At 45.9% G+C, this 14,260-nt stretch carries 11 protein-coding genes; 7 read left to right on the plus strand and 4 right to left on the minus strand.

Going from position 1 to position 14,260, the window contains the following annotated elements; genetic code table 11:
- Positions 1 to 428: 428 nt before the first annotated feature.
- Positions 429 to 2,252, minus strand: a complete 1,824-nt coding sequence (uvrC, locus tag dnm_RS23275) for an excinuclease ABC subunit UvrC (RefSeq protein WP_207679282.1) — start codon at positions 2,250 to 2,252, stop codon at positions 429 to 431.
- Positions 2,253 to 2,615: 363 nt separating this feature from the next.
- Positions 2,616 to 4,079, minus strand: a complete 1,464-nt coding sequence (gene guaB, locus dnm_RS23280) for an IMP dehydrogenase (protein WP_207679283.1) — start codon at positions 4,077 to 4,079, stop codon at positions 2,616 to 2,618.
- Positions 4,080 to 4,606: 527 nt separating this feature from the next.
- Here guaB and dnm_RS23285 point away from each other — a divergent pair.
- Positions 4,607 to 5,215 (plus strand): L-threonylcarbamoyladenylate synthase, encoded by a 609-nt coding sequence (locus tag dnm_RS23285; protein ID WP_207679284.1) that lies wholly within the window; start codon positions 4,607 to 4,609, stop codon positions 5,213 to 5,215.
- A gap of 84 nt (positions 5,216 to 5,299) precedes the next feature.
- Here the strand turns inward: dnm_RS23285 and dnm_RS23290 are convergent, their stop codons facing one another.
- Both dnm_RS23290 and cmk read right to left on the minus strand, forming a co-directional pair.
- On the minus strand, positions 5,300 to 7,132 hold the full coding sequence (locus dnm_RS23290; RefSeq protein ID WP_207679285.1) for a 30S ribosomal protein S1: 1,833 nt from the start codon (positions 7,130 to 7,132) through the stop codon (positions 5,300 to 5,302).
- Between the two features lie 106 nt (positions 7,133 to 7,238).
- Positions 7,239 to 7,898 carry a (d)CMP kinase gene (gene cmk / locus dnm_RS23295; protein WP_207679286.1) on the minus strand — a complete coding sequence of 220 codons (660 nt, stop codon included), beginning with the start codon at positions 7,896 to 7,898 and terminating at the stop codon, positions 7,239 to 7,241.
- 781 nt (positions 7,899 to 8,679) lie between these two features.
- Here cmk and dnm_RS23300 point away from each other — a divergent pair.
- The 6 genes from dnm_RS23300 (at position 8,680) to dnm_RS23325 (ending at position 14,204) form a co-directional block, all read left to right on the plus strand.
- Positions 8,680 to 9,591: a CoA transferase subunit A gene (locus tag dnm_RS23300; protein ID WP_207679287.1), complete on the plus strand. Its 912-nt coding sequence runs from the start codon at positions 8,680 to 8,682 to the stop codon at positions 9,589 to 9,591.
- Positions 9,581 to 10,357, plus strand: coding sequence for a CoA-transferase subunit beta (locus dnm_RS23305; protein ID WP_207679288.1), 777 nt, complete (start codon positions 9,581 to 9,583; stop codon positions 10,355 to 10,357). The genes dnm_RS23300 and dnm_RS23305 overlap by 11 nt, the downstream gene beginning before the upstream one ends.
- A 100-nt stretch (positions 10,358 to 10,457) precedes the next feature.
- Complete coding sequence (locus dnm_RS23310) at positions 10,458 to 11,783, plus strand: ATP-dependent 6-phosphofructokinase (protein WP_207679289.1); 1,326 nt, start codon at positions 10,458 to 10,460, stop codon at positions 11,781 to 11,783.
- Positions 11,784 to 12,136: 353 nt separating this feature from the next.
- Positions 12,137 to 12,472 (plus strand): hypothetical protein, encoded by a 336-nt coding sequence (locus dnm_RS23315; RefSeq protein WP_207679290.1) that lies wholly within the window; start codon positions 12,137 to 12,139, stop codon positions 12,470 to 12,472.
- Positions 12,433 to 12,822, plus strand: coding sequence for a hypothetical protein (locus dnm_RS23320; protein WP_207679291.1), 390 nt, complete (start codon positions 12,433 to 12,435; stop codon positions 12,820 to 12,822). Before dnm_RS23315 ends, dnm_RS23320 begins: the two co-directional genes overlap by 40 nt.
- A gap of 239 nt (positions 12,823 to 13,061) precedes the next feature.
- The gene (locus dnm_RS23325; protein WP_207679292.1) at positions 13,062 to 14,204 is read left to right on the plus strand and encodes an Lcl C-terminal domain-containing protein; all 1,143 of its coding nucleotides are present in this window, start codon (positions 13,062 to 13,064) and stop codon (positions 14,202 to 14,204) included.
- Positions 14,205 to 14,260 lie beyond the last annotated feature (56 nt).

Genomic DNA, 14,260 nt, shown 5'->3' on the forward strand with positions numbered 1-14,260 from the left:
GTCATTCCTGCTTTCGCAGGCTTCGGCGTGAACTCAGACATCGGCGAACTCAGTCGGGTCGTCGAACGGAATGACAAGCTTTTGTCGAAATTGGCTCAGAAAATTTGATCATCGAGATATAGCTGCAATTTTTTTGAATGTCAAACCAGCAAATCAGGAATATCTGTCAGGACGAATGCTTAAATTGAAAATTATAAAAATCTTGTAGTGCGTATTTGCAACATGGGGGAGTAGTCTCAGTCTCGGAGGGGTGCCTGAAAACAGCCTGGAAACTCATTATCACTCGATGTTCAAGTTTTTTGACCCGGTTCTAAAAACCCTGTCATTCCTGCGAAAGCAGGAATCCATTTGGGCAGAGGCCACGCTTCCGGAAGCAGTGGATTCCTGCTTTCGCAGGAATGACAGAAAAAGACTTGATCATCGAGTTATCAGGACTTTGTTTTCAATTTTTCTTTCACCGCTTCCGCGAGATTGCGATTCATCCCGGGAAGTCTGCTGATTTCTTCGGGCGTTGCTGTCCGAATATTTTGGATGCTCCCGAAATGTTGAAGCAGCGTCTGTTTTCGTTTTTTTCCGATTCCCGGAACCGTATCAAGAACAGAAATAACCGCGGTCTGGCTGCGGCGTCTGCGGTGAAAAGATATCGCATAACGATGGGCTTCGTCCCTTATCCGCTGAAGCAAAAAAAGCAGGTCCTTTTTGCCCATATTTACAGGATTTGCCCTTCCGGGCTTATAAATTTTATCCTCGGTTTCCCCGTTTTTCTCATCTTTTTTGGCAATGCCGATCACCTCGAATTCCCCCTCAATATTCAGTTCTCTCAGGACCGACACAGCAATATTCAACTGCCCTTTGCCGCCGTCAAGCATCAGAAGATCAGGCCAGGGTTCTGATGCCTTTCCTTTGCCATAGCGTCTTTTCATGACCTCGGCCATATAAGCGTAGTCATCTGGTTTTGTGACGGTTCTGATGTTGTATTTCCGATATGATGTCTTATCAGGTTTTCCCTTTTCAAAGACAACCATTCCGGCCACAGGGTTTGTTCCTGAAATATTAGAATTGTCAAAACATTCAATGCGGTTCGGCAGGCGAGTCATTTTCAGTGCTTTTTGAAGCCGGGCAAGCATATCCGATTCCGCAGCCGCGGATGAAATCTTATTTTTCAGTTCGTTTTCAGCGTTCTGAATCGCCATCTGAATCAGCCGCGTCTTTTCTCCTCTGCGCGGTTGTAAAATACTTACTTTTTCGCCTTTGATATTTTTCAGCCACGCTTCAGTCAGAGCAACGTCTTCAATGGGAAAGGGAATAAAAATCTCTTTGGGAACGAAATGACTTTGTTTTTCGTAATACTGCCGGATAAACGCGCTGACCATCTCCGCATCTGTTGACAGCGTTTCTGTGAAACTGAAATGCCGGGTTCCCAGGAGATACCCGCCCCGGATAAAGAGTATGGTCATCAGCGTAAATTCGGGAGAACGGGCAATGCCCAGGATATCCCTGTCCTTAAAATCAGTTGTCACGGCGACCTGTTTTTCAAGGATATTTTCAAGGGCAAACATCTTATCCCTGAGAACCGCGGCATTTTCATACTCCTGCGCCTCGGCCGCGGCCATCATTTCTTTTTTTATTTTCTGGATCAGTTCAGGGGTGCGTCCTTTTAAAAACAGGATCACCTCTTTTAGCATCTCGTTGTAAACGGTTTTATCCACATCAAAACAGCAGGGACCGAGACAAGTGCCTATCTGGTAGTTGAGACACGGGCGGGACCGGTTTTTAAAAACCCTTGTCTTACATTTGCGGAGTCTGAAGGTCTTATTGATGATTTTAAATGTTCGCCAGACAGCCGAAGAAGAAGTGAACGGGCCGAAATACATTGCACCGTCGTTTTCTGTCTTTCGGACAACCGTAAGGTTCGGATACGGATGTTTTATGTCCAGACGCAGGGAGGGATAACGTTTGTCGTCTTTTAAAATGACGTTGTAACGGGGCCTGTGACGCTTTATCAGATTCGACTCGAGAAGCAGTGCTTCCTGTTCGGTTCCGGTGATGATGGTTTCAAAGCTTGCAATTTTTTTCACCAGAACGCTGGTTTTCAAATCTGCCTGCGCAGGTTTGTTAAAATAGGAGGCAAGTCGCCTTTTCAGGTTGCGGGCTTTTCCCACATAAATAACCTTCCCCTCAGGGTCCTTCATAAGATAGACCCCGGGGGCAGATGAGACTTTGGATAATTTTTCGTTCAGGGTATGTGACATTTTTGACGGAAAACAAGATGGGTTTTTTAGTATCCTTCATAGAAGCTAAAAAGTAGTGTCTGGCCGTATTGTTTATGGAGGGTCGGACTGGACTGCCGAAGACCTCCGAGGTTTTGGAAACCCCGGAGGTCTGTTACCCTTCAAAACCTATTTGGTCAGATATTCGTTTCAGCAAAAATCCGGATAAAAAATTATCCGGAGTGCCAAACTGCAAGTTTGGCACTCCGGAACGACAAAAATTTGCCAAACTGCAAGTTTGGCACTCCGGAACGACAAAAATTTGCCAAACTGCAGGTTTGGCACTCCGGAACGACAAAGATTTGCCAAACTGCAAGTTTGGCACTCCGGAACGATTATTTGGCTTTAATCCAGCCGATAATTCGGCGCTTCCTTTGTAATGATAACATCATGGACATGGCTTTCCCGCATCCCTGCCGCACTGATTTTCATAAACCGGGCTTTTTCCCTCAGGTCTTCAATGGTTCGGCAACCCACATACCCCATGCCGGCTTTTAATCCGCCGACCAGTTGAAAAATATTTTCTGACAGCAGGCCAATATAAGGGACACGTCCCACAATGCCTTCGGGGACCAGTTTGCTATCTTCAGGTTCCTCAGTCTGATAATATCTGTCCTTACTTCCTTTTTTCATGGCTTCGAGAGAACCCATTCCCCGATAAACTTTATAACTGCGTCCCTGGAAAATGATCAGTTCTCCCGGGCTTTCCTCTGCACCTGCAAAGAGACCTCCGACCATCACCGAATGAGCGCCTGCCCCGATAGCCTTTGTGATATCACCTGAAAATTTGATACCGCCGTCAGCAATCAGCGGAACACCAGTTTTGCCGGATATTGATCTGCAATTCATGATAGCGGTGACCTGTGGCACACCGATGCCCGCCACAATACGGGTGGTGCATATGGATCCCGGACCAATTCCGATCTTTACAGCGTCAACCCCCGCGTTAATAAGGTCTTCAGCCCCTTTTGCCGTTCCCACATTTCCTGCAATCAGCTCGATATCTCTGAAATTACTTTTTAAAATAGTTACAGCATCAATAATATTTTTTGAATGACCATGGGCCGCGTCAATCAGTATCACATCCGCGCCGGCTTTCAGAAGCGCGTCCGTACGTTCCTCCATATCCGGACCGATGCCCACGGCAGCGCCGACCCTGAGCCTTCCTCTGGAATCCTTGCAGGCATTGGGGTATTTCTTTATTTTTTCAATATCTTTTATGGTTATCAGACCTGTCAGGCGTCCGTCCTTGTCAACCACAAGCAGTTTTTCAATTCTGTGTTTATGCAGCAGCTTTTTAGATTCTTCCAGCGTAGTGCCTTCAGATACAGTGACAAGGTTTTCACTGGTCATCACTTCGGAAACTTTTTTGTCCAGATCAGTTTCAAATCTCAGGTCCCTGTTTGTGACAATGCCCACCAGCTGATCTCCCCGGGTGACAGGAAGACCGGAGACCCGGTACTCTTCCATCAGTTGCAGCAGGTCGCTGACAGACTGGCCCGGATGAACCGTGATTGGATCAATAATCATGCCGCTTTCGGACTTTTTCACCTTGCCCACTTCCTTTACCTGGGATTCAACACTCATGTTACGGTGTATGAAACCGATTCCGCCGGCCCGTGCCATACTGATTGCCGCTCGTGACTCTGTCACAGTATCCATGGCCGCGCTGACAATGGGAACATTCAGTGTAAGATTTTTTGTCAGCCGGGTGCTGGTATCCACATCATTGGGTAATATATCGGAATAACCCGGTATCAAAAGAACGTCATCAAAAGAAAACCCCTCTTCGGGCGGTAATATTTTCATTATGCTTCCTCTAATTAAGTTGGAATATTGGTAACTTTCCCTGTAGTCAGGTATCCGCCAGCCAAGAGTCGCAACAACTTCGCTGTAAAGACCCCCGAAGTTTTAAAAACGTCGGAACTCCAATGCACAACCGGATTTTCAACAGGTTATTTGTTCTGACGCGTGACCGCCGAATTCTGACTCCGGCGTAGTTATACCGTTTGAGTTTTGAAATCATACTATATAAAAGCTTTATTTTGTTCTATTGCAGATCATTGTACTTTTTCAATGCTTGATTTCAATAGTGAATTGGTATTACGGGATGTTTTGAATTACGGAATTCAGATAACAAATGAAATTATCTTTATCAACCTTTATGTATGCCTTGACAAGAAACAAAACCCGTAATAAAAAGTATGTTATATAATGACTGGATAATTTCTGATGCTGAAACGCGTCGGATACGACATTTCAACGCAATTTTGGACTGGAATAAGAGTGTGAACTTTTAATGACTTTTTGATATCGAAAGGCGAAGGAACCCCCCCATGTTTATTGAAGTAAATCCGGACAATCCGCAGGAACGGCTCATTACACAGGTCGTTGATATTTTAAGAAAAGGGGGAGTCATTGCCTATCCTACCGACACTTACTATGGCATTGGCTGTGACATTATGAACAAAAAGGCGATTCAGAAAGTCTATCAGTTAAAGCAGCGGGATAAAAAAAAGCCGTTCAGTTTTATCTGCTCAGGGCTTAAAAATATCAGCGATTACGCCAAAGTTTCTAATTATGCCTATAAAACCATGAAACGGCTTTTACCGGGTCCTTATACTTTTGTTCTCCAGGGTTCAAAACTGGTTCCCAAAATAATGCTCACTAATCGTAAAACTGCCGGCATACGTGTGCCGGATAACGCCATCTGCCTCGCGTTGGTGGAGGGGCTGAATAATCCTGTCATTTCCACAACCGCGGCAACACCGGATGGCGAAATTTTTTATGACCCGTCTTTTATTCAGGATTTCTTTGGCTCCAGAATAGATGTCGTCATTGACGGAGGGCCTGTTCCGAATCAGCCCTCCAGTGTAATCTCTTTGAACAATGACATACCTGAAATCATACGAGAAGGTATCGGCGATATAAGTATCTTTGAGTAAGGTGTTTGGTGTTTGGTATTCAAAAAAATCAGATCATTAAATACCAGACACCAAGCACTGACACACGAAACACCTAATCCTGGCTTACTTCTCTGCGTCGTCGTCGTCGTCTTCCCTTAATTTCTCCTGAAGATTTTCTCTCAGCAGCTCTCCGAAACTTGAAGTCGGAGGAGCCATATTATCTATATATTCACTGAGAAGACTCTGATCGTCTTCAGCTTCAAGCCGTTTAATGGAAAGGCCGATTCGTCTTTCATCACCGTTAATGTTCATGACTTTGGCGGTAATGAGATCACCGACATTAAATTTTCCGGCCGGGGTTTTTATCTTTTCCTTGCTGATTTCAGACACATGAACAAGTCCTTCTATGCCTTCTTCCAGTTCCACGAATACCCCGAAATCGGTAATATTTGTCACCGTGCCTGTTATCTCTTTGCCGACTTCATAACGTTCCGCAACAGTCTCCCAGGGGTCCGGCTCCATCTGTTTGATTCCCAGGGAAAATCTTTCGCTTTCCTTCTCAATATCAAGGACCTTTGCCTGAACCACGTCCCCTTTCTTATAGATTTCAGAAGGGTGCTTTATGCGCTTTGTCCAGGAAATATCCGAAATATGCACAAGGCCGTCAATGCCTTCATCAATACCGATAAAAAGACCGAAGTCAGTAATATTCTTGATTTTTCCTTCAATGATCGTGCCCACGGGGTATTTTTCACCGATCACATCCCACGGATTCGGGACAACCTGTTTCATGCCAAGGGAGATACGCCTGTTTTCAGGCTTGATATCCAATACAACAGCGTCAACTTCCTCGCCTACGGAAACCATTTTGGAAGGATGGCGGATTTTTCGCGTCCATGACATTTCAGAAACATGAATCAGCCCCTCAATACCTTCTTCCAGTTCCACAAATGCGCCGTAGTCTGTCAGACTGACAACTTTTCCGGTGACATGGGAATCCACAGCATATTTTTCCATGGCCGAAGCCCAGGGATCCTCTGTCAGTTGTTTCATTCCTAAGGAAACTCTTTCTTTTTCAGCATCAAGACCAAGAACCTTTACGCTGATTTCATCACCCACTGAAAAAAGTTCTGACGGATGTTTCACCCGTCCCCAAGAAATGTCCGTAATATGGAGCAGGCCGTCCACTCCCCCGAGGTCAACAAAGACACCGTATTCGGTAATATTCTTAACAATTCCGTTTACAACTTTGCCTTCGTGTATGGACTCCAGAGTCGCGGCTCTCACAGCATCCCGTTCTTCCTCAAGGATGGCCCGTCTTGACAGAACAATATTGCTTCGTTTCCGATTATATTTCAGAATCTTGAACGTAAAGGTCTGTCCCACCATTTCATCAAGGTTACGAATCGGACGCAGATCAGCCTGTGAACCTGGCAGAAAGGCCGCAACACCGATATCCACGGAAAAACCGCCTTTTACGCGGCTCAGAATAATACCTTCGACTGTCCCGTTTTCGTCATGCGCTTTCTTGATTTCTTCCCATATTTTAACCTTGGCTGCCTTTTCTTTTGAAAGGATGACAACTTCTTCTTCCTCATCCCAGAATTCAACCATTACCTCCACGGGATCGTCTACTTTGACGTCAATGTTACCCTGTTCGTCTTTGAATTCCTGAATCCGAATCTGTCCCTCTGACTTATATCCGATGTCAACAAGCACATGATCCTTGTCCACCGAGATGATCTTACCTGTGACAACTTCTCCCTCCTCAAAACGCTTGAAGCTCTCTTCGTACATATCCATGAGGCTTTCCATGCTCTCATCTGCCCCCTGGGTGTCATCATCGGTCTTGTCGCTGTCAGACTCCAACAATCCGGTTTCCTCCATAACAATTTTATCCAATACATTTTCCTGATCAAACTGATCGGTTACATCATTTTTTACAAAATCTTCCATTAAAAATAATATCCCCCTTAGCCTAATTTAATACAGTCACCTAAATGAGGCAACCTTTTAAACACAAAATTCTATCAGACAATTTATTAAAAAACAACAATTTTTTTCATAAAAAGGCATTTTTAATGTCAGACAGCATCAGTTCGACAACTCCTTCGGCAGAAAGATCAGTGGAATTTATGATAATGGCGTCATCAGCAGACCTTAACGGGGCCAGGGACCGGGTACTGTCTCTTTCATCGCGGCATCTGATATCGTTTTCAACATCTTCAAGCGGCTGAGTTTTTAATTCATTGTAACGCCTGAGCGATCTTGCTTTGTGGGACGCGTCCAGGAAAAACTTTATATCCGCATTTGGAAACACGACTGTGCCCATGTCACGCCCTTCAAATATGACACCTTTTTCCCGGGCCATATCCCTTTGTATATTAAGAAGAAATTCTCTTACAACAGGTACGGCCGCAACTGCCGACGCGAGCATGGTTATTTCAGGCATTCGGATCTGATCGGTAATATCCGCACCATTTGATAACAGACGGGTTCCTTTTTCATCCCGTATAAATTTTAACGTCATGGCATGACACAGGTTTTCAAGTCCCGCGTCATTGTCCGGGGATATTTCCACGGTTTTTGCTTCATAAGCGACAGCTCTGTATAACGCGCCAGTATCAATGTATCTGTAAAAAAGACAATCCGCAAGCATCCGGCTTACTGTTGTTTTGCCTGCCCCGGCAGGGCCGTCTATTGTAATAAGAAAATGTTTCATGTAATTATGTTGTTGTTCATCCTTTGCTTTTTTAAAAATAAATCCGAGCGGATCCGTTTTTATAACTGTTCAGGTATTCAGGAAATTACTTGCTGCTCCCCTAATGTATTACCAATTTTTCAAATAATGACAAATTTTACATCAAAGATCAATAAGTTTATCGTAATATTGTAACCCTAAATGAGTTGTGGAATAAGCATATAAATACGCCATGTACGACTTTTTTTAACCGGAGAGAAGACGGAGAGACAATGCCACAAAGACACGAAGACACAAAGAGACACAAAGAAACACAAAGAAAACACAAAGAACCTTCGTGGGACTTAGCGCCTTTGTGCCTTCGTGGCATTGTAAGTCTAGGCCGTCTAAATCACCTATTTTTATTTGCCCGTTTTCCGACTGTACTGTTGCCCCCCTTTGACAAGCTCCCCCCTTCGACAAGCCCCCCCTTCGACAAGCTCAGGGCACGCTGCTGTTCCCGCTCCCTGAGCCTGTCGAAGGGAGCGGGAACAGCAGCGGACAGAATCGGATAAAAAATAATGGCAAAAAGTGACATTTTCAGACGGCTCATTGTAAGTCGCACATCGCGTTATAAATATGATTTTCCATAAATCATTTAGGATCACAATATCGTAAAACCTGTCCGGGAACTCGAAATGAATTAATTATCTGTCAGGACTTGATTTTATTTCAGTGAATGCCTGAATTTAAATATAAAACTCATTGACATAATTCATTTTCACATTTACATTGCAATAATTATTATGGAGGGTATTTGAAAATGTCTGATTCTAAATTGCTGAGTCTGTCCCGGGCCATTGCCCGTTTTGTGCCTGACAGCAGCCAAGTGGTAATGGGAACGTCTCTGGAGACGTTCATTCCTTTTGCAGCAGGCCATGAGCTGATTCGCCAGAGAAAACGCGACCTGACGCTGATCGGCCCGATTTCCGATATTTTATTTGATCAGGTTGTGGGAGGCGGCTGTGTGCATAAAATCCGGGCTGCCTGGGTGGGAAATGTCATCACCGGTTCCGGCTATAATTTCCGACGTGCGGTTGAGGGCGGAACCATTGAAATGGAAGACCACTCCAATCTGACCGTGTCAATGGCATTGAGGGCAGGGGCCATGGGGGTTCCGTTTATGCCTGCCCGGACTGCTCTGGGCAGTGATCTGTTTAAAACCAACACCAGCCTGAAAGTTATCAGCTGTCCTTTTACGGGGGATACCCTGGCCGCCGTGGCAGCCATTAATCCTGATGTGGCAATTATTCATGTGCAACGGGCAGATGAATATGGGAATGCCCATGCCTGGGGAAATCTGGGCATCACCCGTGAAGCCTGTATGGCCAGCCGTCATGTCATTATTACGGCTGAGGAGATTGTTTCTCCGGATGTCATTACCAGTGATCCCAACCGGGTGATCACACCGGGCTTCCGGGTCAGCGCGGTGGTTCATGCGCCATGGGGAGCGCATCCCTCACCCGTGCCGGGGTATTATAATCGGGATCATCAGGGGTTTATTGATTATCGGACGGCCAGCAAGACTTCGGAAACTTTTGCGGATTGGCAGGCCCGATGGGTGGACGCGGTGCACAGCAGCGATGATTATCTGAGATTGCTGGGAGAGGAACGAGTGGCCGAACTGGCTTTGAACCATCATGTCATACCGGAGGCTGTGGATTATGGGTATTAAAAATAAGGGTTACACACTGCCCCAGCTCATGGTGACAGCCGCTGCCCGCGAGATTGCCGACAACGAGGTGATATTTGTGGGGATGCGTCTGCCCATGTTGAGCTTTTTTCTGGCAAAAAGCACCCATGCGCCCAATGCTGTGGGGGTTTATGAACTGGGGATCGTGCGGGATACGGTCGCACCTGAAGGAATTCTGACCATGGGGGATCTGCCGAATCTTTTCCGGGCACAATGGCTGGCTGACACTGCTGATGCCATGGGACTGCTTCAGCAGGGATTTGTGGATGCCAGTTTTATCGGCGGAGCACAGGTGGATCGTTTTGGAAATCTGAATACCAGTTATATTGGCAGTGTTGAAAACGTGGACACCCGTCTGCCAGGAAGCGGGGGAGCCTGTGACCTTGCCAGTCTGGGAAAACGCCACATTATTATCATGGCGCATCAGAAGCACCGCTTTGTCCCGCGTGTGGATTACATCACCTCCCCGGGTTATGGTGAGGGACCAGGCTGGCGTCAGCAGATGGGTCTCACCGGGGGCGGTCCTTCTGCTGTCATTACCACGCTCGGGGTCCTTCATTTTGATCCGGATACCTGTGAGATGACACTCACCTCAGTTCATCCCGGTGTGACCGTGGATGAAGTGTTGGAAAATACCGGCTGGCCCCTTCAGATCGCGGCGGAACTCTCCCAGACACCTGAGCCGACAGACGCAGAACTGAGCATGTTGCGGCGGTTTGATCCGAAAGGGTATTGGACCGGGGCGTGATTTAAGCTGTATCTGCCAAAGCAGTAAGGCCCTTTTGTCTTGTGAGGGCCTATAAAAATATAGCTCGGTAATTTACTCCCGGGCAGGAAGTGAGGCAAACATGGATTACGAGTCAATTGACACAATAATACCGACACTCGGCAAAGCTGGCATTTCCACCCCCATCCAAAGATGGGAAAAAAATTCCCACAGCCGGAATTTTGTATCAGACACGGCCAGGGTTTTAATTGATGTGAGCCTGACAAGTGTCACAAAGACGTTCAAAGAGGAAAAGGAACCCCCTTCTTTTGAGATAGCTGGTCCCAGGGAAAAAATATATTTTGACCCGAGCAAACTGAGGTGTGCGCTGGTGACCTGCGGGGGGCTTTGTCCCGGGCTGAACGGCATTATACGATCTATTGTTTTGGAGCTTTATTACGGATACGGGGTCCGGAATATTTACGGGATTCAGTACGGGCTTCAGGGCTTTATTCCCAAATACGGCCATGACATCGTGGATATTAAACCGGAAGCTGTTGCCAATATTATTAAAAAAGGCGGTTCCTTCCTGGGGTCTTCAAGAGGCCCCCAGGATGTCGGAGAAATTGTTGATTGTCTCGAAAGAATGAACATCGGTGCTTTGTTTATGATCGGCGGCGACGGAACCCTTATGGCGGCAACCAAAATCGCCGATGCCATCACAGAAAGAGGTCTGAAAATCAGCGTGGTCGGGATTCCCAAAACCATTGATAATGATATTCATCTGGTCTCCCGCTCATTTGGGTTTGATACTGCTGTGGAAGTCGCGACCAATGCCATCCGGGCAGCCCATAATGAAGCCCAGGGATATCCCAACGGCATTGGTCTCATAAAGCTCATGGGCAGACACTCGGGCTTTATTGCCTCAACAGCGGCCCTGGCCCAGCAGGATGTGAATTTTGTGCTGATACCGGAAGTTGAGTTTGATCTGGAGGGTCCGGGGGGATTTCTGGATACCCTTGAAAAACGCCTGAAACTCAGGGGACATGCGGTGATCGTTGTGGCAGAAGGAGCAGGTCAGAAGCTGTTTGAAGCCAGAGGTGAAGAATATGACGCATCAGGAAATGTGAAACTCAATGATATCGGCCTGTTTTTAAAGGATGCGGCAATATCCTATTTTGAAGAAAAGAATATCAAAATATCGCTTAAATATATTGATCCCAGCTATATCATAAGGAGTCTGCCTGCCAATGCCAATGATCATGTGTTTTGTAGTTTTTTGGGACGTGACGCGGTTCATGCGGCCATGGCCGGGAAAACAAAACTTCTCATAGGACACTGGAACAACCATTTTGTGCATATTCCCATGACCGCATCCGCTGGAAAACGCAAGCAGGTTGATCCCCATGGAAAACTGTGGAGCAGCGTGCTTGACTCAACGGGCCAGGGATCGTTGAAAAATGGTTGAGGGGCTTGGGGCTTGGGGCGTGAGGCTTGGGGCTTGGGGCGTGAGGCTTGGGGACCGGGGATTTGTGATTATTTGATAAATTAGAAATGAAATTTGTTATAGTGCCCTTCAGGGTACTTTCGCTCTCAGCCAGGAGGTTTACCTCCTGGCTTTTTTTTAGCTGATATGTAAGAAAAACAATCTTTCAGTGTATCTAATATAAAAGATGGAACAAGCCTTTGCACAGGTTTTTCAATTTGCAAAAAAATATTGCATTTGGTTTTTTATGTTGATAACTATCTGAGTGAATTTTTTTTAACATCAGCCAGACAGCCCGGTAAATTATCATAATATTCGGATTATTAGAAATAAATATGAAAACAGTGTCAATCAGAGATAACTACGCCGAAGTTCTGACATCGCTAGGTGAGTTGCAGCCGTCTGTCGATCTGGCTCTGCAGCGCTATATAATTGAACGAATCACCTCCAAAGTGGCCGAACTCCGGGAGAAGGACAGTTTGTTTCAGAGCAGGTATGGCTGTGACTATCCGACTTTTGTTCGGCGTGTCGGCGAAGATGAGGAGTTTGTCATTCATATTGAAAAAAACATAAACAAAATGTGGGAAGCCGACCAGGCCGAATGGGAATTCTGCCACAAAGGAACTGAGGATTGGATGCAAACATTGCGGAGCATTTTGCTGGCATCGTAAATTCTGCCCGGACTCTGTTTGGGCAGATGTCTTATCACACTGATATTACTCCGAAACGGGCTATTCTGAATCTTCATGCAAAATATGGTTCATGCCGGGTGTTTGTCACCGAGTTGTTCAGTGACAGCATACGGAAATACCGATATTATGTCCTGATGGGAAACCGGGTTGAGGCAGGATTTGACAACAGCCCGGATCCCCGTGCGATTCGGCTCAGATACGGAAAAATAGGTGAGGAGCATGCGGGCGAACATATACCGCATCTTCACCGGGAAGATAAGACGGAGATGACGCTGACAAAGGAAATGACTTTTGAAGATTTTGTCAGATGGCTGGAAAATAATCAGTAGATCAAAATTTTTTTCAACATATTGTTTTTGATAATAATACAGGGAGTGCAAAAATGAAGCGGACGCGGAATTTTTGCACTCCCTTTGTCCCGAAAATTTTTCGATCTACTGATAATGTAACATGCGAAGAAGCAAAAGAACAGAAAGCCACCTGACCTGTCGTTTGACAGAACGGCTTTTGAGATGTTTAAAATAAAAAATATTAAAAGCGAGGTATAAAAATGGTAAAAAAGACTAAAATGCTAGCACTTTCAATAAGTTTTATCTTGGCGATTTGCAGTTACGCTGCCGCGGAATGGCAAGTGCCCGACACCGGACAGAACGAATGTTATGATTTCGATAATCATAAAATAATTGATTGCGGCAATACAGGACAGGATGGCAGTTATAAAGAGACCACCAACCAGCCTTCCTACACCAAACTGGATTCTAACGGAGAGGTTCTGCCTGATGATGCTGAAACATGGGCTATGGTTCAGGATAACGTGACAGGGCTGATCTGGGAAGTAAAGACGGACAGCAATAAAAGCACCACATATACCTGGGATGAAGCAGATGCTTACGTTAAAAGTCTCAGCCTGGGCGAGTCTTCTGCTGAGTGGCGGCTTCCCACCATCAAAGAATTAGCATTTATTGTAAACAGAGGCACAGCTAACCCTTCTGTCAACAAAACTTACTTTGCTAACACGCAATCTGACTTTTACTGGTCATCTGACGACTTTGTCCCCCAAGCGGATAGCGCTTCAAATGAGGCATGGGTTGTGAAGTTCAACGATGGTCGTGTTGAATACGTTACTCATGATAAGTCAACCTCAGAGCATTATGTTCGTGCTGTGCGTGGTGACAAATTATCCGTCTCCCGTTTCATAGACAACGGCGATGGCACGGTGACGGATGTAGCAACAAAACTGATGTGGAAGCAGACCCCGGAAAGTATGGCATGGAAAGATGTACCCGCTTATTGTGAAGAACTGACCTTTCCTGAGGAAAATGGTTATAGTGACTGGCGGGCACCGAATATCAATGAATTGCAATCTCTGGCGGATTACAGCAAAAACATTACCATAAACACCAACGCGTTTCCCGATGCCGCTGGAAAATACTATTGGTCGTCCACCACCAGAGCCGAGGCCAATGAGAATCATCACGCCTGGTACATGGGAGCCGGAGGCGATATCTACCGAGGTGACAAAGGGGCTTCCAAAAATGTGCTTCCTGTGCGCGGCCCTGTAGATGAGATATTCAACTTCGGTCATGCCATACTGGGTCTGAAAGCGCTTGCAGGGCTTGAGGAAAACGGCCCTTATCTTGATATGAACGGTGATCAGAAAACAGGGCTGGAAGATATTATTTTTGTGTTAAGAAATATTGCTGGTCTGTAGTTTTTAAAAAAACAAGTCTCACTCCGGAGTGCCAAACTGCAAGTTTGGCACTCCGG

Source organism: Desulfonema magnum (genome assembly GCF_017377395.1).
GTDB classification, from domain to species: Bacteria; Desulfobacterota; Desulfobacteria; order Desulfobacterales; family 4be13; genus Desulfonema_C; species Desulfonema_C magnum.